Source organism: Bacillus sp. JK106, from assembly GCF_053663355.1.
On record NZ_JBSJQC010000002.1, the window covers coordinates 877,432 to 904,281 of the forward strand.

The 26,850-nt window shown below is 50.2% G+C and carries 2 protein-coding genes; both read left to right on the forward strand.

Annotation, left to right across the window (positions count from 1 at the left end; translation table 11 throughout):
* Positions 1–4 precede the first annotated feature (4 nt).
* Positions 5–10,546 carry an SDR family NAD(P)-dependent oxidoreductase gene (locus ACWJJS_RS09695; RefSeq protein ID WP_454023514.1) on the forward strand — a complete coding sequence of 3,514 codons (10,542 nt, stop codon included), beginning with the start codon at positions 5–7 and terminating at the stop codon, positions 10,544–10,546.
* The gene (locus tag ACWJJS_RS09700) at positions 10,536–26,843 is read left to right on the forward strand and encodes an amino acid adenylation domain-containing protein (RefSeq protein WP_454023515.1); all 16,308 of its coding nucleotides are present in this window, start codon (positions 10,536–10,538) and stop codon (positions 26,841–26,843) included. The genes ACWJJS_RS09695 and ACWJJS_RS09700 overlap by 11 nt, the downstream gene beginning before the upstream one ends.
* Positions 26,844–26,850 lie beyond the last annotated feature (7 nt).

The window sequence follows — 26,850 nt, forward strand, 5'->3', positions numbered from 1 at the left end:
AGGAATGATATCGGAAAAAATCAATATCTCACTGGATCATCCCATCATGAAGGGCCATATGGTCTTTGGTGAAGCGGTATTGCCCGGTCTTGCTTATATCGATTTGATTTATCAGGTTTTTCAGGAACACGGTTATGTATACAATGAGCTTGAATTGAAGCACGTTACGATTTATCAGCCTTTAACCGTCAGTGAAACGGCTGCAATCATTCTGACCATTCAATGTTCTGATAGCGGAGATGGAAAGTGGCTCATCTCCCTTTCAGGGCAGAAACAGCAAGGTGACGAGCTGTCAGACAATATACAATATGCGACGGCTGAAATGGTGAAAAGAGACGCTGTCACATTTGACGAAACCATTGATTTCGGCGATGTGAAGCAGTCAGCCAGGTCTCTGAATCTTGATGACATGTATAACCGCTGTCTGGATCATGACTTGGTTCATTCCGGGATGATGAAATCGAATGGACGATTGTACGAAACAGAAGGCGGCATGCTGGCTGAGCTTTCTTGCGAAGAAGGAAAAGATTTCTTTTTATTCCATCCGGCCCTTTTGGATGCGAGCGGGATCGGGGGGAGCGGTTTGCTTTCAGAAACAAACCGGCTTCACCTGCCTTTATATTATGAATCGTTCACGGCCGCTGACAGGCTTCAATCAGAATGCACGGCGCGTATCGCCGCTTCCGGCGTCCGTCAGGAAAAAGAACTCACAACGATGACGATCGAGTACTTCAGCCGATCCGGACAAAAGGTGGCGGAGCTTAAAAACATTACGGGAAAAGCGGTTCGGCTCGAAGAAGACGCGAATACAGCCGAACAGAATCAACAGGCTGCAACTGAGCCGGAAAGCGCAGATGAAAAAGACATCATTCTGTTTTTAAAGAAGCTTTTGGCTGATAAGCTTGGGCAGCCTTGGGAGACGCTGGACGTTCTTGCAGGCTACTACGAGCTTGGGCTGGATTCATCTTCTTTGCTTGAGATTGTACAGGATATCAGTAAAAAGACGGGTGCGGACCTCGCGCCCACTCTTCTCTTTGAATATACAAATATAAAAGAACTCGCAGTCTTTCTGAAAAAGACTGGTTCATTTGAATGTGCGGAGGAACGTGCAGCCGAACCATCACGGTCTGAAGCTGAGGCGCCGGACGCGCCAGAACTTCATAAAAACACCGGAGACATCGCGATTATCGGAATGGCCGGCCGCTATCCGAAAGCGAAAAGTGTGGCGGAGTTTTGGGAAAACCTTAAGGCAGGCACGGATTGCATCACTGAAGTTCCGAAGTCCCGATGGGATTGGAAAACATATCAAAACGTAACGTCCCCGTCTGGAAAAACAGTATCAAAATGGGGCGGTTTCATTGACGATGCCGACTGTTTCGATCCGCAGTTTTTCAGAATCTCACCGCGTGAGGCGGAAACGATGGATCCGCAGGAGCGCCTGTTTTTAGAAACATGCTGGGAAACGATTGAAGATGCGGGGTATACGCCTGAAACGCTGGGAAATAAAGGGGAGAAACAGCATCCGATCGGCGTATTTGCAGGGGTGATGCATAAAGATTATTCCTTAATCGGCGCAGAACAATTATCTGAAGCTGATCCTTTTCCGGTTTCACTGAATTATGCGCAGATCGCCAACAGAGTGTCCTATTATTGTGACTTCCACGGGCCGAGCATCGCGGTGGATACCGTTTGTTCCTCATCATTGACCGCCGTCCATCTGGCCATTGAAAGCATCCGCCGCGGCGAATGTGAAGCCGCGCTTGCGGGAGGGGTGAACTTGTCGCTGCACCCGGCGAAATATCTCAGCTACGGAAGCGTGGGCATGCACTCAAGTGACGGCCGCTGCCGTACATTCGGCGAGGGCGGGGACGGCTACGTTTCCGGAGAAGGAGTCGGTGCGGTCTTGCTCAAGCCGCTGGAAAAAGCCGAACAAGACGGCGACCGCATTTACGCGGTCATTAAAGGAAGCGCCGTTAACCACGTCGGGAAAGTAAGCGGAATTACCGTCCCGAGTCCTGCTGCACAGGCAGAAGTCATTAAGGCCTGTCTGAAAAAAGCGGGTATCAGCCCGCGGACCGTCAGTTATGTGGAAGCCCATGGCACGGGTACTTCGTTAGGAGACCCGATTGAAATTGAAGGTCTGTCAAAAGCGTTCAGCCAAGGGACGCAGGATCAGCAATTTTGTTCCATCGGTTCGGTCAAATCAAATATCGGTCACGCAGAATCAGCGGCGGGAATCAGCGGGTTAACAAAAGCGGCGCTGCAGCTTCATCACAAAACGCTTGTCAAATCACTGCATTCTGCGGAATTAAATCCTTACCTGAAATTTGAGGGATCTCCTTTTTACGTACAGCAGCAGACTGCTCCGTGGATGCAGCCGGCAGCCGAAGAAAACGGAAAAGTCACACATTATCCGCGCCGGGCCGGACTCAGTTCCTTCGGTGCATCAGGTTCGAACGCCCACATCATTTTAGAAGAATACATTCAGCCTGAACAAAAAGCGCCTGCACCTGAGAACGATGCAGCAAAACTCATCCCGCTGTCAGCAAGAAATAAAGACAGGCTTCTGGCCTATGCGGAAAAACTAGCCCGATCGCTTTCAGAAAAGACGGTGCTGTCTGAACTGGCTTATACACTTCAGACAGGACGTGAAGCAATGGAGGAGAGAGCTGTCTTCCTTGTAAATGACACCCGCGACTTGAAAGAAAAGCTGAATGATTTCGTAAAAGGAAACGAAAACATCCCCGGTCTTTGGCGCGGACAAGCCGAGCTGCCGGAACTGAGCGAAACCGCTCCTGAGACGGATGATCCAATACGGCTTGCCGAGTTATGGGCAGAAGGGAAAATAATAGATTGGAATAGGCTGTACGCTTCGGGTAAACCGCGTAAAACAAGCGTTCCGACGTATCCGTTTGCAAAAGAACGCTATTGGATTCCGCAGCAGAAAAAACAGGAGAAAAGCCCGTCAGGCACAGTGCTGCATCCGCTTTTACAAGAAAATACGTCAGATTTTTCGCAGCAGCGCTTCACGTCTCTTTTTACTGGAGATGAATTTTTCCTATCTGACCATGTCGTCAACGGGCAAAAAATACTGCCGGGCGTTGCCTATTTGGAAATGGCCAGAGAGGCGGTCAAAAAGGCTGCTGCCGTGACGGAAAAAGGCCATAGCGTCACACTCAAGCAGGTTGTTTGGGTCCGGCCGGTCATGATTGAAGACAAACCGAAGGAAATACATATTGCCCTTTACCCAGAAGATAATGGTGAGATTACCTATGAAATATACAGTGAGGCAGAAAACGGCGAAGATCCGGTTATTCACAGCCAGGGTGAAGCGGTCATTACCGAACTGGGAAGCGCCCAGATTGATATCGAGTCTGTCAAAGCTTCCTGCAATTCAGGGACCGTGACCGCGGAAGAATGTTACGGTGCTTTTGAGAAGATCGGTCTGGATTACGGAGAGGCATACAGAGGCGTACAGCAATTGCTGATCGGAGAAGACCGATTATTGGCCCGTATTTCACTCCCGGCTGCCGTACATGACAATAAAGAACAGTATACGCTTCACCCGAGTATGATGGACGCCGCTTTTCACGCCTCAGTCGGTCTGCTTGTCCGCTCAATACATGACGATGCAGACAGCCACGAGCTTTCTCTGCCGTTTGCAATGCAGGAAGTGGAAGTGTTCGGGCCGTGTCCTGAACATATCTGGTCATATATCCGGTACACAGAAGGCAGCAAAGCAGATGACAACGTAAGAAAATTTGACATTGATATGTGCGATGATGCCGGTACGGTTTATGTCCGGATGAAAGGCGCGTCCGTCCGGGCGCTTGACACAGGCCAAACAGCAGGCGGTGAAACCCCGGAGGCGCCTGTCGGCCATACGATGCTGATTCCGGCTTGGGAGCCCGTTGCACTTAAAAAAACGAAGAAAGCAAAAACGGCGGAAAAGCAGACTGCGGTTTTCGGTGAAACTGACAGAACGCATACGCGCATAAAAGAACATCTGCCGAACGCTTCCTATTATCCGATCAGAGGTACGGATGATATCACATCTCTTACGCACATGCTTGAAGGACAAAAAGAACTGGAGCAAATCATTTGGCTTGCTCCGCAGGCTGAGAGTGCTGACAGCCTCAAGGAACAGGAAAGAAACGTTCTTCATGTGTTCAAGCTGATGAAAGCTTTGCTTGCCTTGGGGTACGGAGAAAAACATTTGGACTGGTGCATCGTCACAGCAAATGCCCAGCCGTTTTCCGATCAAGACAGCGCCGACCCGTCACAGGCCGCAGTCAGCGGACTTGCCGGAACAATGGCGAAAGAATATCCGCATTGGAATATCCGCATGATTGACACGGAAACGGACGGCAGCTGGCCGATCAAAGAGGCGCTCAGTCTTTCTGCCGGAAAAAACGGTCAAATTTGGGCGTACCGCAATCAGCAGCTGTTTGAGCGGCAGCTGATACCGCTTGTCAATATGCCGAAAAACGGCACGCTGTACCAAACAGGCGGGGTTTATGCCGTGATCGGAGGCGCCGGATATCTTGGCGAGGCATGGAGTGAATACATGATCCGCCGCTACAAAGCACGCATCATTTGGATCGGAAGAAGCACACTGAATGATTCCATACAGGCGAAACTCGACCGGCTCAGCGCATTCGGCCCGGCGCCTGAATATGTTTCCGCCGATGCCGCTGACAGTGCTTCCTTAGAGCGGGCTTATCAGTTCATAAAAGAGCGTCACACAAAAATGAACGGAATCATCCACTCGGCAATGGATCTGTCTGAGCAAAGCTTAAATAATATGAAGACAGAAGAGTTCAAATCGGTGCTGCGGGCAAAAGCCGATGTCAGTGTGTCCATGGCGGAGGTATTTGGACGGGAGCCGCTTGACTTTGCGCTCTTCTTCTCCTCGCTTGTGGCATTTATCCATAACGTGAAACAAAGCCATTATGCCGCAGGATGCGCTTTCAGTGACGCATTTGCGAAAGAACTTGATCAGACATGGAATTGTCCGGTCAAAGTCATGAATTGGGGCTATTGGGGCAACAGCGAAGCGGCTGAAGACGGCGATTTTATTCAGCTGATGGATCAGATCGGATTGGGATTGATCGAACCGGACGCTGCGATGGAGGCGCTTGAAACCCTTATGACGCTGCCGGTTGATCAAGCGGCTTTCATTCATACGACAAAACCGGTCGCGGTCGAAGGGATGAGTGAAACAGAAAAAATTTCCGTTTATCCGTCTCAGCCGCTTGTCTCTTCACAACAGCTGAAGGCTGCTCCGCCCGGCGCACGTCTTGTAAGAGAAGCTGAACATCAGAAGCTCGATGATTTTCTGTATCAGCTTTTGATCGCCCAGCTTAAAGAAGCAGACTTGCTGACGCCGCAAAGCCTTAAAACGTATGAGCCCGAACACGAATACTTTAAAAAATGGCTCAATCAAACGATCGCTTTCCTTCTGGAACATGGCTATCTGGAAGGGAATGCGGATTCATATAAATTGTCGGCGCGAGCCGAAGACACAACCGCCTCGCTATGGCAAAAATGGGAGCGGGAAAAAGAGGAATGGCTCAATAACGCCGATACAAAAGCGATGACTGTTTTAGCCGAGACGATGCTTAAAGCACTGCCGGACATTCTGCGCGAAGACGTGCCGGCGACTGACATCATGTTCCCGCACTCTTCAATGGAACTTGTTGAAGGAATTTATAAGCACAATCAAGTCGCGGATTACTTTAACAGCGCTCTGTCAGATACATTAACGGCTTATGTGAAAGAAAACATCAGCAAACATTCAAAAGCCGAGATCCGCATACTGGAAATCGGAGCGGGCACAGGCGGCACAAGCGCAGGCATATTTGAAAAGCTTAGGCCGTATCAAAACTATATAAAAGAATACTGTTACACCGATGTATCGAAAGCTTTTCTCGTGCATGCGGAGACGGAATACGGCAAACGGAATCCTTATCTGACGTATAAGCTTTTTAACGCAGAAGCGCCGCTTGCCGGCCAGGACATAGAGCCGGGCGCATACGACATCGTCGTTGCCGCCAATGTGCTCCACGCGACGAAAGACATCCGCCAGACGCTGAGAAACGCCAAAGCCGTTTTAAAAGACAACGGTTTGCTGCTCTTAAATGAAATGGCGGGAAACAGCCTGTTCCCGCATATTACTTTCGGACTGCTTGAAGGCTGGTGGCTGCATGAAGATTCCGCCCTTCGTATTCCGGGGTGCCCGGGCTTGTATCCGGAAAGCTGGAAGCGCGTGTTAGAAAGTGAAGGCTGGCATTCTGTCTTCTTCCCGGCAGAAGCGGCACATGAATTAAGCCATCAGATTATAGCGGCAAAAAGCAACGGCGTTGTTCGCCAAAAAACGCTTACATCAGGGGCCGGAAAACGGACCGCTCCGCCAAAAGCAGCATATACGCCGGAACTTCAGGCGCAAACAACGGTGCAAAAAGGCGACACGTCTTTAACAGAAAAAAGCACCGAGTACTTGAAAACGTTAATCGGAGAAACATTAAAAATTCCGCCGGCTCAAATTGATCCGAAAGCGCCGCTTGAAAAATACGGAATTGATTCTATCGTCGTCGTACAGCTGACAAACGCGTTACGAAATGTATTGGACCAAGTCAGCAGCACTTTATTTTTTGAATATCAGACGATCGAGGCGCTCGTCGCTCACTTAATCAAAACGAAAAAAGACGCGATGATCAAACTGACAGGACAAACGCCTGTTCAGGAAGAACAGAAGGCAACACCAGAACCGCAGGCTGTACAGCCGGCTAAGCCGCTTCGCACTGACTGGCGGCGGAGGGAAAAGCGGGCAGCCAAAGAGCCCGTCCGGCAAAGTTCGGTTCGCGACGTGGCCATCATCGGTGTTTCAGGACGCTACCCGCAGGCAAAAACAGCGGCTGAGCTTTGGGCCAATATTAAAAAAGGAAAAAACTGCATAGAAGAAATCCCGCGGGAACGCTGGAACTGGCAGGATTACTACGATGAAGAGAAAGGTAAAGAAGGCTCTATTTATACGAAATGGGGCGGCTTCATTGAGGATATGGACAAGTTTGATCCGCTGTTCTTTCAGATTTCTCCTTTGGAAGCGGAGCGAATGGACCCGCAGGAGCGATTATTTTTAGAAACGGCGTATGCGAGTATCGAGGATGCCGGCTATACGCCTGACAACCTGTGCCAAAGCAGAAAAATCGGTGTTTTTGCCGGCGCGATGAACAAAAACTACCCGACAGGCTACGGCTACTGGTCTATTGCCAACAGGGTATCTTACCTTTTTGATTTCCAAGGGCCGAGCATTGCCGTTGACACAGCCTGCTCCTCTTCTTTGACGGCCATTCATCTGGCACTTGAGAGCATATACAGCGGTTCAAGCGAATGCGCGATTGCCGGGGGCGTAAACATAGTGACCGACCCGATCCATTATATGAATCTGTCAGTCATGAACATGCTTTCCGCAAGCGACACGTGCAAATCGTTCGGAGACCGCGCGGACGGTTTTGTCGACGGAGAAGGGGTGGGAGCGGTCGTGTTAAAGCCGTTGGACCAAGCGATCGCCGATAACGATCACATTTACGGTGTGATTAAAGGAAGCACCATTAACAGCGGAGGCAAAACGAACGGATACACCGTTCCGAATCCGAATGCGCAGGCCGCCTTAATAAAAGAAGCTTTCCAAAGGGCAAACGTCCCGGCGCGCACCGTCAGTTATATTGAAGCCCACGGCACGGGGACCGCATTAGGGGATCCGATTGAAATCGCCGGATTAACGAAAGCATTTGAAGAGGATACAACAGACAAACAGTTTTGCGCCATCGGCTCAGCAAAATCAAATATCGGCCATTGTGAAAGCGCCGCGGGCATTGCGGGTCTGACAAAAATATTATTCCAGCTCAAAGACCGCCAAATTGCGCCGTCCCTGCACGCGGAACAGCTGAATCCGAATATTGATTTCGCGTATACGCCGTTTGCCGTTCAGCAGGAGCTCGGTGAGTGGAAACGTCCCGTCATCGGCGGCAAAGAGCTTCCGAGAAGGGCGGGGTTAAGCAGCTTCGGTGCGGGAGGAGCAAACGCCCACCTCATCATAGAAGAATATACGGCAGATAAAGAGCCTGATGAGACGCCGGCAGATCAGCCCGCCATCATCGTCCTGTCCGCAAAAAACAGCGAACGGCTCACTGAAAAAGCAAAACAGCTCAGAGACGCCATCCGTGAAAAAAGATACAGCGGCCGCGATCTTATGAGCATAGCCTTTACTCTCCAGACTGGCCGGGTGCCGATGGAAGAGCGTCTCGGTTTTATCGTCCATTCACTTCATGAACTTGAAGAAAAACTGAATGGATTTATCGCCGGACAAAACAGCGCCGGACTGCACCGTGACGGCACGGAAGAAAACAAACGGATGCTTGCCGTATTTGCGGCCGATGATGACATGGAAACCATCATAGACGCTTGGATCAGCAAAAGAAAATATTCTAAGCTGCTTGAGCTTTGGGTAAAAGGATTGGACATCAATTGGGCGAAATTATACGGAGAACGTCCTCCGGCCCGCATCAGCCTGCCTGCTTATCCGTTTGCGAAAGAACGCTTCTGGCATCAGCAACCTGTACAAAGCAAGGCTGCGCCCGTTAAGGCGCCGGCTGATGAAAGTGATCCGGCGGAGCAGTTTGAAGTAATGGCTTTTAGAGAAGTTCTTAAAGAACAGGCTCTGCCGGCTGCCGGAGAAAAGCAAGTCAAAACGGTGATTTCTTTCTTAACTGATCAGAAGAAGCAGCAGGAAGCCGTCTCTGTGATCAAATCGTATGACAGTGACATTGACGTTATTTTTATCGCTCAGGGAGACCGGTATGAGGCCTTGTCCGCCGGCCGCTGCCAAGTGGTGCGGGAAGATCCGCAATCATATGTGAACGCTTTTGCGGATATTCAAAAAGAGTACGGTGAAGCTTCCGCCATTTTGTATTTATGGGCGCTTGAAGATAAAAGCTGCATCGAAGATTATTCATGTATTGTCCATATTCTCAAAGCAATGGCTGAGACCGGTCTGCAGCCGGAAAGGCTGTTATTGGCGGGGGAATATGCATCCGGTCTGGAAAGGTGCTACTTGGAATCATGGATCGGCTTTGAGCGTTCGCTCGGCATTGTTCTCCCGAAAACAAGTGTTACCGGCCACTTCAGAAAAGCCGGTGCGGCCATAACGGACTGGATGAGAACCATTTGGGATGAGCTGAAAGCTGAAACAGACCATACCGTTTTCTTGGAAGAGGGAAAACGATATGTCTATCACACCGAACCAACCGGACTAACGAAAGAAAACGGCAGGATCAGAACCGGCGGAACATATCTCATTACAGGCGGATTAGGAGGGCTCGGCTACTTATTTGCCCGCCATCTCGCCCGGAACTACCAGGCAAATGTCATTCTCACGGGGCGGTCGCCGATCAATGAAGAAAAGAAAGAAAAAATGAAAGACCTGGAAAATCTCGGCGCGGGTGTTCTTTACGCCGAAGCCGATGTTTGTGATCCGATCGGAATGGGCGACTGCATCAAGCGCTCGAAAGAACGATTCGGAGCCATTCACGGCGTCATTCATGCGGCGGGCATCGAAAGCAGAACATCCGTCTTTGAAAATGAAATCGGGAATTTCCGCAGTACGCTTGAACCGAAAATAAACGGAAGCCTGCTTCTTGACGAGTGGCTGAAAAACGAAACGCCTGATTTCATCTGCTACTTTTCATCCACATCGGCTGTTTTAGGAGATTTCGGCTGCTGTGATTACGCGGTCGCGAACAGGTTCCAAATGGCGTATGCCCGCTATAAAAACGAACAATCCGAAAGCGGAAACGCTTTTGTCATAAACTGGCCGGTCTGGAAAAACGGCGGAATGGCCGTCGGCGGTGAAGAGACGACGGGCATGTACCTGCAATCAAGCGGACAGCGCCTGTTAGAAACAGATGAAGGCATTGAGCTGTTTGAGCGCATCATTTCTCAAGACAACACCCAGTGCCTTGTCATTGCCGGCAAAAGAAGCCGTGCCGAACGATTTTTAGGCATACGGCGGGACGATTCATCAAAACCGGATGCGCTTTTGGAAACCGTGAGCCGCCGCATCCCGGAAGAAAGCACGGAAAAACGGCTCGAAGCGGATTTGAAAGAGCTGATACACAGTCTGCTGAAAATATCTAAAGATAAACTCGTCCTGCATAAAAACTGGGCGGAATTCGGATTTGATTCCATCTATTTAGCCAAATTTGCCGCTCTTTTGTCGAGTCATTACGGCATTGAAGTCACTCCGGCGTTATTTTACAGCTATGCCACGCTCGGAGACGTCATCAGCTATTACCTGACAGAACACAAAGAAACGATCGAAACGTTTTACCGAACGGAAGAAACCGAAACAGAAGCCGCCGCTCCGGATAACAAGGAGTATACGGATCAGGAGATCATCGCCATGATGAAACAGGTCTCTGAGGGGACATTAGATTTTAAAAGAGTGCAAGACATCATAGAAGGGAGTAAGACCTATGAATCATAAAGAACTTCTCGATGCCTACAGATCAGGAACGCTCACCATCGCTGAAGTAGAACAAAAGCTTCAGGCTTTCAAGCGGACAACTGCAAAACGTCCGCTTTCTGAAGGCCAGAAAGGTTTGTGGATGCTTCAGAAAATGTTTCCGGAGATGAGCGCATATAACATTCCGTTATGCTTTCGTTTTCAAAAGCTGGATATCGAGACATTCAAAAACGCCCTTTTGTCCGTGCAGCGCCAGCACCCTATTTTGACCAGTGTGATAAAAGAGGAAAACGGCCTTCCGTATCAGATAGAAGATACGGATCGGCATTTTCCGATTGAAGAAATGGATCTTTCTGAATTAAGCGGGCGTGACGTTCTTTCGTTTATTAAAGAAAAAGCAAAAGAACCGTTCGCGCTTGAAACCGGGCCGCTCCTGCGTGTTCATGTATTCCGGCGGGCGAAGCGGGAGCCGATTGTGTTAATCACCATTCACCATATCATTTTTGACGGCGTCTCTCTTATGACGTTTATGTCGGCGCTGCTGGACGCTTATGTGAAAGCAAGTGAAGGCAAAGAACCTGCCATGGTTCAGCAGGCCGCAGATTATCATGATTTTGTGAAATGGGAAAAAGAGCTGCTGGAAAGCGAAGCGGGAAAAACGCATCTCTCTTATTGGAAAAAGCAGCTGGAAGGACCGCTGCCGGTGCTTGAGCTTCCGTCGGATTATCCGAGATCATCGGTTCAAACTTGCAAAGGGCAGGCGTATCAGCGCTTGCTTCCTGATGAACTGAACCGGCAGATTAAAGTGTGCGCCCAAAAACATAATGTCAATGAATCCGTTGTGTATCTCGCTATTTTCAAAGGGCTGCTCTATCAATATACGAATCAGGAAGATGTCATCGTCGGCATGCCGACGATGGGGCGCTCTGAGGCTCAATTTGAGTCTGTCATCGGATACTTTATTAATATGATCGCGGTCAGAAGCAGGGAGACGGGCGCCAAATCCTTTACGGCGTTTTTGAAGGAGCTGCAGCTGACACTGGCAGAAGGGCTGGACCATGCCGCGTATCCGTTTCCCGCGCTTGTCAAAGAATTGAAGACGGAACGCTCGCCTGCGGTTTCGCCTGTTTTTCAAACCGCGTTTTTCTATCAAAACTTCTTCCGGACAGAAGGAGCGGAAAAGCTGGCGGAACTATATCAATCACTCGGCATCGAAATGATAGAAGACATTCATCAGGAAGGCGAATTTGAGCTTGCGCTTGAAGTCTATAAAAAAGAAACAGGAACCGTCCTGCAATTTCTGTACAACCCGGATGTCTACAGCCCTTCTTTCATCGAACGGATGGCGGAGCATTATATGAAACTGGCAGAAAAGGTGCTTTCTGATCCGGAGATCGCTTTTGAAGCCTGTTCCGGCCTGCTCAATCAAAAACGTGAAGTAAGCCGTTCATCCCATCAGCCGAATGAGCGATGCATTCATGAAGTGTTTGCAGAAAAAGCCGGACGCCACCCTGACAGAGAAGCCGTCACATTCGGTGAAAACAGTCTTACATATCGCGAATTAGATGAACGAAGCACGGCGCTCGCTGTGCACCTGCAAGAAAAGGGCGTCACACCGGAATGCCCGGTCGGCATTTGTACGGAGCGTTCTTTTGAGATGGTCATCGGCATCCTCGCCATTTTAAAAGCGGGAGGCGCGTATGTGCCGCTGGACCCGGCTTTTCCAAACGAACGGATGGCGCACGTGTTGACTGACAGCGGCGTTTCAATCGTATTAACGCAAGCCAAGACGCGCGGCATGATTGAACAGTTGGCCATCGGCGGTGTGAGCACGGTGGAAATTGAAAACAGCGGACGTTCTGTCAGCGGGGCAAAACTGACGCCGCGTTCAAAACCGCATCATCTCGCTTATATTCTATATACGTCCGGAAGCACGGGAAAACCGAAAGGCGTCATGGTTGAGCACAGGGCCATCATGAATACGCTGCAGTTTTTGGAAGCTGAGTATCCGGTCGCACAAGAGGATGCCTATTTGTTAAAAACGAATTACGTATTTGACGTTTCGATTTCTGAATTATTCGGCTGGTTTATCGGAAACGGACGGCTTGTCATTTTGCCGCCTGGTGCAGAAAAAAATCCGCAGCTTTGCATGGAATACATCCAAACCCACCAGGTCACGCATCTGAATTTTGCTCCTGCCGTGTTTAATGTATTTCTGGAAACGGTAAAGCGGCATACGGCATTTACAGAAGACGGCCCTGTGAAATATGTGATGGTGGCCGGTGAGGCGTTTCCGAAAGATTTAGTCAAAAAGTCAGTTTCCATCTTCAAACATGCCAGAATTGAAAACATATACGGCCCGACGGAAACATCTATTTATGCCGCTTACTACAGCTGCGGCCAAAAGGAAATCACAAGCAGGAATACGCCGATCGGGAAACCGATTCACAATACACGGCTTTATATCGTCGATGAAAAGCTCAGCCCCGTCCCTGACGGTGTGGCCGGGGAGCTTTGCGTGGCCGGCGCCGGTCTGGCCAGAGGCTATTACAATCAGCCTGAGCTGACGGCGGCATCATTTATTGATAATCCGTTTAGTGAAGGAGAAAAACTTTACAAGACAGGTGATTTGGCCAGATGGCTGCCTGACGGAAATATAGAATATGCCGGCCGGATTGACAGTCAGGTGAAAATTCGCGGCTTCCGCATCGAATTGGGAGCGATTGAAACGAAATTGAACGAACATCCGGACATTCTTGATCAGGCGGTTGTTGTTCAGGAAAAGAACGGACATAAAAAGCTGATTGCTTATTATACGGCCCGCTCCGGTCATACGGCTGATGAAAAAGCGCTCCGCAACCATCTTTTATCGAGTCTGCCGGATTATATGGCGCCTGCTCATTTTATCCGTCTGGATGCGCTGCCGTTAACACCGAGCGGAAAAGTGAACCGCAAAGACCTAAAACAGCGCAAGGTAATTGTTCACCGGTCTGAAAAGACGGGCAGACTGCCGTTATCAGAAGCGGAAGCGAAAGTGACCGCAATATGGGAAGACCTGCTGAATACGGCGGGCATCAAAATCGAAGACGGCTTTTTCGATGTGGGAGGCGACTCGCTTCTGGCTGTTGCGGCGGCAGAACGCATTAAACAGGAGCTGGAATGCGATTTTACCGTCACGGATTTATTCGAACACTCTACCATTCAGGCGATCAGCCGATTTATTGTTGAAACAAAACAGGCGGCTGAACCAGAGGCGCCCGGCCAAGATGAGAGTGAAAGAGAACAAACACCGCAAAACGGGGTGCCGTCTTACTTTGATGACAGTGTGGCGATTGTGGGGATTTCCTGCCAGTTCCCCGGCGCGAAAAATCATCATGAGTTTTGGAAGCAGTTAAGAGAAGGAAAGGAAAGCGTCCGGTTCTACTCGGAAGAAGAACTTCGGGAAGCCGGCGTGCCTGAAGATTTGATCGAAAATCCCGACTATGTGCCGGCATTATCGACGATAGAAGGAAAAGATCTCTTTGACCCTGAGTTCTTTCACATTTCTCCGAAAGACGCAGAATTTATGGATCCTCAGCTTCGGCTTCTGCTGCTTCATTCTTGGAAAGCCGTCGAGGACGCGGGATATGTATCCAAAGAGATTCCGAAGACAAGCGTATATATGTCGGCAAGCAATAATTCGTATCGGTCGCTTTTGCCGGAAAAAACGACAGAAGGCCATGAATCTCCCGATGGCTATGTGTCATGGGTGTTAGCGCAGAGCGGTACGATTCCGACGATGGTTTCCCATAAGCTCGGATTAAAAGGGCCAAGCTATTTCGTTCATTCCAATTGCTCATCATCATTAGTCGGTCTTTATTCAGCCTATAAAAGTATAACGAGCGGAGAATCGGAATACGCGCTCGTCGGCGGAGCAACTCTGCATGCAGCGACCGGTATCGGCTATGTGCACCAAAACGGATTGAATTTTTCAAGCGACGGGCATGTCAAGGCATTTGACGCTTCAGCCGACGGTATGGCGGGCGGAGAAGGAGCGGCCGTCATTCTGCTGAAAAAGGCGTCGCAAGCCGTTCAGGACGGAGATCACATATACGCCATGCTCAGAGGCATCGGTCTGAACAATGACGGAGCGGATAAAGTCGGATTTTACGCACCAAGTGTAAAAGGTCAGGCTGACGTCATCCAGCATGTTTTAGACAGCACGAATATTCACCCGGAGACGATTTCCTATATCGAAGCGCACGGCACTGGAACGACATTGGGTGATCCGATTGAAATGTCCGCGCTGCAGCAAGTGTATAAACGTTACACGGACCGGGAGCAGTATTGCGGGATCGGCTCCGTAAAAACGAATATCGGACATTTGGATACAGCAGCAGGTCTGGCCGGGTGCATCAAAGTCGCCATGAGTTTATATCATCGGGAGCTGGCACCTACCATTAATTACACGTCACCGAATCCGAATATCAAATTCAGCGGTTCGCCGTTTTATGTGGCGGATAAGAGAAAACCGCTTCCGGAGAGAGAGACGCCGCACCGGGCAGCGTTAAGCTCATTCGGACTCGGAGGAACAAACGCACACGCCATTTTTGAACAGTATGAAAACAAAACGATCAGCGGATTAAATGACGGACAGCCGCCTTATATCGTTCCGCTGTCAGCGAGAAATAAGCAGCGTCTTACTGCCTATGCATCTTGTTTATCCGGCTTTCTGGATGAAGCCGAAAACGATGTTTCCTTGCATGATCTGGCATTTACGTATCAGACCGGACGTGAAGCGATGGAAGAGAGAGCCGTTTTTATCAGTCATGATCATCACGATTTGAAGCGTCAGCTGCAGGATTTTATCAACGGCAATGACCAAAAAATCTTACGGGGCGAAAAAGTGAGAAGCAGAGAAGTGTCGGCTCAGGAGATGGAAGAGCTTGCGGCATGTCAGACACGTGATGAAAAGCTGAAAGCATTTGCGGCGCTCTGGATTGAAGGAGCGCGTGTTGATTGGGGCTTATTGTATCAGGATTCCGCGCCGCGAAGAATCAGTGCGCCGACCTACCCGTTCGCAGAGGAGCGCTTCTGGCCGGAAGAAACTGTGAAGCAAACAGATGCGAAGTTTTTGCATCCGCTGGTACATCAAAATACATCCGTCTTGCAGGAGCAGCGGTTCAGTTCGGAATTCACGGGAAAAGAGTATTTTATTGCCGAGCATATCATTAAAGGAATGGCGATCGTGCCGGCTGCCGTTACCCTTGAGATGGCACGGGCCGCGGCGGAGAAAAGCATCGGCGGGGCAACAGAGGATTCTCTCGGCCTGCGCTTAAAGAATATCGTATGGGTACGCCCGGTGATAGCCGATCAGGACGCTGTCCGTGTCCATATCGGACTTTATGAAGAAGAGGACGGACAGATTCAATACAGAATGTACGGCGGTAACGATTCTATCGGTGAAGAAGCTCCTCTTTATAATCAGGGCATCGCTGAAATCATCCGGAAGGAACCGAAGGAAGCTGCGGATATTGAGCAGCTGAAGCGCCGGTGCACACAGGGAACAATCGAATCTCAAGCGTTTTACAAAGGAATGATCGGAGCTGATTACGGGCCTGGCTACAAAGGTGTACAGCTTGTATACAAAGGCGAAGACCGTCTGCTTGCTAAATTGAAGCTTCCTGAATCCGTCTCCCATACGAAAGCTGATTATATCCTTCATCCGAGTATGATGGACGGTGCGCTTCAGGCCGCCGAATATTTACAAAACGTGACGAGAGCGCTGCTGGCAGAAAGCGGGGAACCATTCAAAGCCGCATTGCCGTTTGCTTTAGAGGAGCTGGACGTTCTGAATCCGTGCGCTGATGATATGTGGGTGCACGTCACATTCAGCGCGAACAATAAAGCCGGCGATCCTATCCAAAAAGCAGATATTGATTTATATGACAATAACGGCGGGCTTTGTGTGCGGATGAGAGGTTTCTCAACGCGGATCATGGAAGAAAACGCGGGTGCCGGCGTTTCGGTCAGCCGTACGGACACATTGTTCGCTGAACCGGTCTGGAAAGAGCAGCCGGCACCGGCCGATCATGCGCCTTCGTATGAAGAGCATATCATTTTCCTTTGTGAGTACGATGAAGCCGTTAAACAAGCTGTCGAAGCAAAGCTTGAACATGCACGCGTCATTATCCTGGACGATCGTCCCGCATCTATTGCAGAGCGGTATCATTCTTATGCGGGTCAGCTGTTTGGCCATATCAAAACCATAATGAAAAGCAAGCCGAAAGGCCGCGTGCTTTTTCAGGCTGTTACGCGGTCAGCAGGCTTACAGCAGGTGTTCTCAGGCATTACCGGCCTCTTAAAAACCGCATGCCTTGAACATTCCAAGCTGATCTGTCAAATGATCGAAGCCGAGGAGAAAGAAAGTGCTGAAGGCATCGCGGAAAAAGCGGCGGAAAACCGTATGCATACCGAAAGCGTCCATGTGAAATATGAAAACGGCAAGCGCTTTGCCGCTGATTGGGAAGAGATGGATATTTCTCAAGCGGAGCCGGACATTCCGTGGAAAGACGAAGGCGTTTATCTCATTACAGGAGGTGCCGGAGGTTTAGGTCTGATTTTTGCAAAAGAGATCGCAAACCGTACAAAAGCCGCCGTCATCATACTAACCGGCCGGTCCGCTCTCAGAGAAAAGCAGAAAGACATGCTGGAAACAGTACGTGCTGCCGGCGCTTCTGTTTTCTACGAGCAGACCGATGTCACGGACGAAGCAGAAGTATACCGATTGATCCGCAATATCCGCAAACGGCACGGCAAGCTGGACGGGATTGTTCACAGTGCCGGCATTATAAAAGACAACTACATGGTGAAGAAGACGGCAGAGGAATTCCAACACGTTCTCGCTCCGAAAGTGAAGGGCCTTGTGTATCTTGATGAAGCGTCACAACATGAGAAATTAGATGTCTTTATTGTCTTCTCATCCTTATCAGGTGTGCTTGGAAGCGTCGGCCAGGCTGATTATGCGTCTGCAAATGTCTTTATGGAGATGTATGCCGAGTACCGCCGTTCTTTACAAGCCGCAGGACAAAGATACGGAAAGACGCTTTCTGTCAGCTGGCCGTTATGGAAAGAAGGCGGAATGCAGGCAGGAAAGCAGACGGAAGATATGCTGATGCAGCAGGCGGGAATCGCACCGCTCGGCACAGATGCCGGCATCAAGGCTTTATATCAAGGCTTGATGAGCGGGTCAGCCCGGATGACAGTTCTTGAAGGAGATGTGAAAAACATGAAAGCAAAATGGTTCCGCAAAGAGAATGATCATCCGGAAGCAGAGACCGGCGTACGTCATGACATTGATGCTGACAGCCTGCTTGAAAAAGTGAAGCATCTGTTAAAACAGCAGACGGCCTCACTGTTAAAAGTAAACATTGACAAAATTGATCCTCACGAAGAAATGACAAAATACGGGCTGGATTCTATCTCGATGACTGAGTTTACGAACCAGTTAAACAAAACGTACCGGCTTACGTTAACGCCGACGATTTTCTTTGATCATCCGACAATCCATGAATTTGCCGTTCATTTAATCAGTGAATACGAAGAGGAATTTGCCGGACGGTTTGCGGTAAATACAAAAACGGTTCAATCGGCAAGACCGGTAAAAGAGACTCAAATCACGCGCCCGGCCGTTAAGCGACGCCGCACTCTGCCTGAGACACTTCCGCAGACAGTGCAGCGGGACCAAGGGCCGGAACCGATCGCAATCGTAGGCATCAGCGGGATTTTCCCGATGGCAGAAGACATTGAAGCTTTCTGGCAGAACCTGAAAGAAGGCAAAGACTGCATGACCGAGATTCCGAAAGACCGCTGGGACTGGCGGGACTATTACGGGGATCCCGCAAAAGAAGCCAATAAAACAAACGTCAACCAAGGCGGGTTTATTGACGGAATTGCTGAATTTGATCCGTTGTTTTTCGGGATTTCACCGCGGGAAGCGGAGCAAATGGACCCTCAGCAGCGCCTCTTGCTGACGTATGCGTGGAAAGCGATTGAAGATGCCGGATATGCGTCAAAGAGTCTCTCAGGCACAAAGACAGGTGTGTTTATCGGGACCGGAAATACCGGCTACGGTTCTCTTTTAGCCAATGCCGATGCGGCGATTGAAGGGTCATCCGCGGCGAATACAAGTCCGTCTGTCGGACCGAACCGTGTCAGCTATACGCTCAATCTGCACGGGCCGAGCGAGCCGATTGATACCGCCTGCTCAAGCTCGCTCGTTGCCATACACCATGCCGTTTCTTCAATTGAAGAAGGGACGTGCGACATGGCTTTGGCGGGAGGAATCAATACGATTGTTCTTCCGGATGTGTATATCAGCTTTGACAAAGCGGGCGCGCTGAGTAAAGAAGGAAGATGCAAGACGTTCTCCGATCAGGCTGACGGTTTTGCCCATGGTGAAGGAGCCGGGCTCTTTTTCCTCAAAAAGCTGAAAGCCGCTGAGGCGGATGGGGACCATATTTACGGCGTCATTAAAGGAAGCGCGGTGAATCACGGCGGCCGTGCGGCATCTTTAACAACGCCTAACCCGAAACAACAGGCGGAAGTCATTAAAGCCGCATACAAAAAAGCGGGCATTGATCCGAAAACAGTCTCTTATATCGAAGCGCACGGCACCGGAACAGAATTGGGGGATCCCGTTGAAATTAACGGCCTGAAACAAGCGTTCAGCTCGTTTGCAGACGGAAAAGAGAAAGCGGCCGGCTATTGCGGCTTAGGGTCGGTCAAAACGAATATCGGCCATTTATCCCTTGCCGCGGGAGCAGCGGGCATTATTAAAATTTTGCTGCAGATGAAGCATCGGACATTAGTCAAAAGTCTCCACTGTGAGACGGTAAATCCGTATATTCAGCTTGAAGACAGTCCGTTTTACCTGGTGCGGGAGACGATGGAATGGAAGACGCAGACAGACGAACGCGGAAACGAACAGCCGCGCCGCGCGGGCATCAGCTCATTCGGCATCGGAGGCGTAAATGCCCACGTCGTCATCGAAGAATACATCCCAGAAGACAGAGAGGATGCAGATGATTCTCATATCGACCCATGTCTTTTCGTTCTGTCCGCCAAAAATGAAAAACGCCTGAAAGAGCAGGCAAAACAGCTGAAACGTGCGCTTACTGAAAAACGGTACGATCAATCCAGCCTCGTTTCTATGGCATATACTCTCCAGATCGGAAGGGACGCCATGGAAGAACGCCTGGCGGTTATTGCCGGATCCGCAGAAGAACTGCAGGAAAAACTGTCACAGTTTATCACTGGAGATAAGCATGCGGATTTGTACAGAGGAAGAATAGACAAAGGCACGCTGCAAATGCTGACGGAAGATGAAGAAATTCAAGAAGCCGTTGAAAAATGGATGGCACGCGGCAAATACGCGAAGCTGCTTGAATTATGGGTCAAAGGGCTGAACGTCGATTGGGCGAAGCTGTATGGAAACCGGGCGCCTAAACGCATGAGCCTGCCGTCGTATCCTTTTGCAAAAGACCGCTATTGGGCGGCGAAACACACCGGAAAACACGAAAAAACAAGCACAGTATCTGCCGGAAAACAAGACGCGCTTCATCCGCTTCTGCACAGAAATACTTCAAACCTTGCAGAACAGCGGTTCAGCTCAATCTATACAGGAGAAGAATTTTACCTTGCGGATCATGTTGTAAAAGGCGTGCCGATTTTACCGGGTGTGGCACATCTTGAAATGGCGCGCGCAGCAATGGAACAGGCATCTGAAGTACCGGCCGGACAAGGAAGCGTCAAGCTTAAGAATACGGTTTGGGTGCGGCCGATTACCATTGAAGACGAGCCGGTTCATGTCAACATCCGTCTCATTCCCGAAACGGCAAATGACGTTCAATTCGACATTTACTGCGGCCGGGAAACAGATCAGCCGTCCGTTTACAGCCAAGGGGCAGTATCAGTCCGCCCTGACGCAAAGGCTCCGGTCATTGATCTCCAAAAACTGAGATCACAATCCGCCGAGACACCGTTTTCTGCAGATGAAGTGTACGATATGTACCGCAAAATCGGTTTTGATTACGGCCCGGCTTTCCGGGGTGTAAAAGCGATTTATACAGGTGATGATTTCGTATTGGGCAGACTGTCTCTTGATGCGGCTTGTGCGGACACGGTACAGGAGTATGTCATGCATCCGGGCTTAATGGACTCTGCATTGCAGGCATCAAGCATATTAACCGGAACAAATGATGAACAACTGATGCTTCCGTTTGCGGTTCAGGAGCTTGAAGTATTCAGCGCATGCGCTGCCGAGATGTGGGTATATGCCAGACTTTCTGAAGACCAGAAAGCCGGCCAGGTTGAAAAACGCGATCTTGATATTTGTGATGAAAATGGCAAGGTTTGCGTAAGGCTGAAAGGTTTGTCATTCAGAACGGCTGAAAAAGAACCTGAGAAAAAAGAAAAAGCTCCGGAAACGCTCATGCTTGAGCCGGTATGGACACGAAGCGATGAAACTGCCGTTCAAACGGAACCCGTTTTTGCCCGGCATATCGTAATGCTTTGTGACACAGACGCCGGATTAAAACAAGCCGTTGAAGCCGCGGGAGCTGAATGTTTTGAAATGACCTCCCCGCACGGGAAAGCGGCGGCGCGCTTCCGTGATTATACAGGACGGATATTGGAGACGCTGCAAAAACTGCTGAAGGAAGAGACGGAAGGAGACGTCCTTATCCAGACGGTTCTCTCTAAAACAGATAAGCATCAGCTGCTCTCAGGGATTTCAGCTCTGCTAAAAACAGCCGGCCTGGAACATAAAAAACTGAAAACCCAGCTGATTGAAATAGAACCGGCGGAAAACGGCAGAATCACAGACATCATCAGAGAAAATAAAACAAGGGCTGATGACAGCCATATCAAATATGAAAACGGCATCCGATACAGCGCAGATGTCAAAGAAACGGCCGTGTCCGGCGGCAAAATCCGCATTCCGTGGAACGACGGAGGCATTTATCTCATTACCGGAGGAGCCGGGGGCCTCGGCTTTATTTTCGCGAAAGAAATTGCCCGGAAAGTCAAAGAGCCGACACTGGTTTTGACAGGCCGTTCCGCATTAAGCGAGAATCAGCGGATGCAGCTGCAATCGCTTGAATCACTCGGAGCAAAAGCGGAATACAAACAGGCTGACGTAACAAACGCTCTAACTGCGGCAGACCTGGTCAAAACAATTGAAACGGAATATGGCGGCCTTCACGGCATCATTCATAGCGCGGGTGTGATGAAAGATCAATATATCGCAAAGAAAACAACCGAAGAGTTTTACAGTGTATTGGCTCCTAAAACGGACGGATTTGTCAACCTTGATGAAGCAACCGAGCATTTAGCGCTGGACTTTTTCATCGTTTTCTCATCCATTTCCAGTGTCACCGGGAATGCGGGACAGGCGGATTATGCGGCAGCAAACGCATTTATGGACAGCTATGCGGCATACCGCAACGCGCTGGTTACGGCAATGTACCGCCACGGTCACACATTGTCAATCAATTGGCCGCTTTGGAAAGACGGCGGAATGCAAGTCAATGAAGAAATGGCGAAGCTCACCGAAAAAAGAACCGGCGTAACGCCGATGCGCACTGAAACCGGAATAGAAGCTCTTTACAAAGCATGGAGCATGGGGAAAACAAGTGTGCTCGTCATGGAAGGAAACCGCGCCGTAATGCGGGAAAAACTGCTTCCAAAGACTCCCGCAGCCGCTTTTGCACCGGTTAAGAAAACGGAGGAAACGCCTGCGCCGAAAGACCTGACGGCCAAACTTCAGGAATTGCTGGCAAAAGAAGTTTCCGGGCTTCTGAAAATAAACATTGAAGAAATCGATATCGAATTGGAATTCAATCAATACGGATTTGATTCCATTACGCTGACGGAATTCGCCAACAAGCTGAATGACACTTATCAGCTTGATCTCACACCGACCATATTTTTTGAATATGCGACGATTCAAGCCTTGGCGCATCATTTAGCAGAAGACTATCAAACGCAATTTGCCGGCAGCACACAGCCGAAAGAAGAAAAACAAAGCGGTGTAACAGATGATGGCGGCATCAGACTGGCAGGGAACAAACGATTTGCAAAAACAGCCGTACAGCCTGTTCAGACTGCGGCTGAACATAAACCGGAACCGATCGCCATTGTCGGCATGAGCGGAGTGTTTCCGAAGGCCGCAAATATTGATGAGTATTGGCGCAATTTAGAAGAGGGAAAAGACTGTATAACAGAGGTGCCGGCGGATCGCTGGGACTGGCGGGAGTATTACGGTGACCCGCTTAATGAAGCCAACAAAACAAATGTAAAGTGGGGCGGGTTTATTGACGGAGTTGCGGAATTTGATCCGCTGTTCTTCGGAATTTCACCGCTGGAAGCCGAACAGATGGATCCCCAGCAGCGCTTGTTAATGATGTATGCGTGGAAGGCGATAGAAGATGCGGGATATTCCGCTAAAAGCCTTTCCGGCACGAAAACAGGCCTGTATATCGGCACGGGGAATACCGGATACGGCTCACTGTTTTCCGATCTGGATATCGGCGGTGCGTCAGCCGCAAATATGAGTCCGTCAGCAGGGCCGAACCGCGTCAGCTATATGCTCAATCTGCACGGGCCGAGTGAACCGATCGACACGGCTTGTTCCAGCTCGCTGGTCGCGATTCATCACGCCGTATGCGCCATTGAAAACGGGAACTGCGAGATGGCGATCGCCGGCGGCGTGAATACCGTCGTCACACCGCAAGGCCACATCGCTTATGACAAAGCGGGTGCGCTGAGCAAAGAAGGGAAATGCAAAACGTTCTCCGACAGGGCGGACGGATTTGCCGTCAGTGAAGGTGCCGGAATTCTGTTTTTGAAAAAGCTGTCAGAAGCGGAAAAAGCGGGCGATCATATTTACGGCGTCATTAAAGGCAGCGCGGTCAACCACGGCGGACGCGCGAACTCCTTGACGACACCGAACCCGAAAGCCCAGGCGGAAGTCGTCAGAACGGCTTATGACAAAGCAGGCATTGATCCGAGAACCGTCACTTATATAGAAGCGCACGGAACCGGAACGGAGCTTGGCGATCCGGTCGAAATCAACGGCCTGAAATCCGCCTTTCAAAAGCTGTACGAAAAAACAGGCGATTCCGCCGTTTACGCGAGTCACTGCGGTCTGGGATCGGCTAAAACCAATATCGGCCACCTGTCACTGGCAGCCGGTGTCGCGGGTGTGATCAAAGTGCTGATGCAGATGAAGCATAAAACACTTGCAAAAAGCCTCCACAGCGAGGTCATCAACCCGTATATCAAGCTGAAAGACAGTCCGTTTTACATCGTACAGGAAAAAAGAGAATGGACGGCATTGAAAGACGAAAACGGCAATCATCTGCCGCGCCGTGCGGGAATCAGTTCTTTCGGCATCGGCGGCGTAAACGCCCATGTCGTCATTGAAGAATATATCCCGAAGGAAGAAAGAAAAACAGCTGTTTTCACACACCCTCAAATCTTTGTGCTGTCGGCCAAAGAAGAAGAACGTCTGCAGGAACAGGCGCAACAGTTGGCGCAAGCTTCTTTTACGGATGCGGATCTTGCCGATGTTGCTTACACGCTTCAGCAGGGACGTGATGCGATGGAAGAAAGAGCGGCCATTATCGCTTCCTCGGCCGAAGAACTGCGGGACAAGCTAAAGAGCTGTGCGAAAGGACGTTATGACAAAGCGGGCATTTATAAAGGAAAAGCGGGGGCGGGTAAAACCCCGCTGAAATCCATTCTGGCAGGCGCAAACGGCGAAGCGGATATCGAAGAGCTGATAAGCCGCCGAGAGAATGGCAAGCTTGCGGAATTATGGGTGCAGGGCGCGGATATCAAATGGGACGGCTTATATTCTGATATCAAGCCCCAACGGATGAGTCTTCCTGCTTACCCGTTTGCGAAAGAGCGGTACTGGATCACGGACAACCGGCCGAAAGCAGAAAAACCGCAAGCTGTGCCGACGGCGCGGGTGCTGCACCCGCTGCTTCACGAAAATGTATCGGATTTAACAGAGCAGCGGTACCGATCCGAATTTACGGGACAAGAGACGATTTTCACCGATCATCTTATTAAAGGCAAGCCGGTCATGCCGGGCGTCGCCTACTTGGAAATGGCCAGGGCGGCGGTTGCTCAGGCAGTCAAAGGGCAAAAGGAACGTCCTTCTGTCATCCGTCTGAAAAACATCGTTTGGGTTCGGCCGATCGAAGCGGGAAACCGCCCGATTGAAGCGCAAATCAGCCTGAACCCGAGGGAAAACGGTGAAATCGTGTATGACATTTACACCGATTCACAAACAGAAGCAAGCGGCAGGCAGATACACTGTCAGGGGGCTGCCGGCATTCTCGGCGCCGGTGAGGCTCCGCACCGTGATATAGGCGCACTGAAAGCTCAATGCGGCCGCAGCATGCTGACTTCTGAGCAGTGTTACGGTTTATTCAGCAAAATCGGCATTGACTACGGTCCCGGACAACAAGGAATTCAGCACATTCATATCGGAAGCAATCAAGCATTAGCTGAGCTCCGTCTGCCTTCCTTCCTCGAAGAAACGGCAGATCAATACGTTCTTCACCCGTGTATGCTTGATTCAGCTTTGCAAGCGACAATCGGACTGAAGCTGCATGCAGGTGATAACCAGCTGTCACTGCCGTTCGCCCTTGAGGAACTGGACATTTTCAGCCCGTGCACGACAAGCATGTGGGCGTATGTCAGCTCCCGGGGAACGGATGAAAAAATACAGCGGCTGGACATTGACTTATGCGATGAGACAGGCCGGGTCTGTGTCAGGATTAAAGGGATTTCTTCCAGAATGATGGAAGGCCCGGCACCGGAAACATCATTAAATGGAGCAAACCTTCTGGCTCCGGTATGGGATCTTGCGGAATTCCGTGACCAAAGCCCGGCATATAAGACGGAAGAGGTTGTCTTTATGGCAGGGGATGAGGAAAGCGCGGCTTTTCAATTGCATCATCCTTCTGCGAAACGGCTTCATATCAACCCGGAGGATGAAATAGAGGCTGTTGCGGCTGAACTGAAAGCAAGAGGGTCTTTCGGGCATATCGTATGGATCGCTCCTTTTCACAGCGATGGTGACATGGTGAAAGCTCAAGATGCGGGCGTCATCCAGATGTACAGAGTGATTAAGGCGATGCTTGCTTTAGGATACGGAAGCAAGCGAATCAGCTTGACTGCAGTCACAATAAAAACACAGTCCGTACAGCCGGCGGACATCATTGATCCGGCTCATGCAGGCATTCACGGTTTGATCGGTTCGCTCGCAAAAGAGTATCCGAACTGGCAAACACGGCTGATTGATGCCGGATGTCCGGAAGATGTTTCAAAGGCGGAGCTGTTCTCAGCGCCGTTTGATGAGCAAGGCAATACATGGGCGTACCGCAACAATCACTGGTACAAACAGCGCCTCATTCCTGTACAGCAGCCGGTGTCAAGCCGGCCCGCTTACCAAAAAGGCGGCGTTTATGTCGTCATCGGCGGCGCGGGGGGCATCGGCGAGGCATGGAGCGAATATGCCGTGAAAACGTATCAGGCGCGAGTCGTTTGGATCGGCAGACGAAAACATAACAGCGCCATCCAGGAAAAAATCGACAGACTCAGCCAATTCGGGCCGGCGCCGATTTATATTGAAGCTGACGCGGCAAATGCGGATGAGCTCACACGGGCGTATGAAACGATCAAACGCACGCACCCGCAAATTAACGGAATCATCCATTCCGCAATTGTTTTAGAGGATCAGAGCCTGGCGAATATGCCGGAAAGCCGTTTGAAAAGCGTGCTCGCTGCAAAAGTCAATGTCAGCGTGAATATGGCCCGCGTGTTCCAAAATGAGCCGCTGGACTTTGCTTTGTTCTTCTCATCCGTTCAATCATTTGCACGAGCGGCCGGACAAAGCAATTATGCTGCCGGGTGCAGTTTCAAAGATGCCTTTGCCGCTCATTTGGCTCAAGTCCGGCCGTATTCGGCGGCAGTGATGAATTGGAGCTACTGGGGCAGTGTCGGAATCGTATCATCTGCCGATTATCAAGAACGGATGAAACAGGCGGGAGTCGGATCAATTGAAGCGCCCGAAGCAATGGCGGCGCTTGAACGATTGCTCGGCGGCCCATTGAATCAGTTCGTCATGATGAAACAGGCGGAAGAGCCGGAGGAAAAACCGGAAGAAATGATAGAAGTATACCCTGAACATCACGGCTCGGCGATGCAAAAACTGCGAAGCTATCAGCCTAAAGTAACAAGACATGTACAACAATTGAGTTAAGGAGGGG

Coding starts and splice junctions, on each gene's coding strand:
- ACWJJS_RS09695 (WP_454023514.1), top strand. CDS start 5: ATGATATCGGAAAAAATCAATATCTCACTGGATCATCCCATCATGAAG.
- ACWJJS_RS09700 (WP_454023515.1), top strand. CDS start 10,536: ATGAATCATAAAGAACTTCTCGATGCCTACAGATCAGGAACGCTCACC.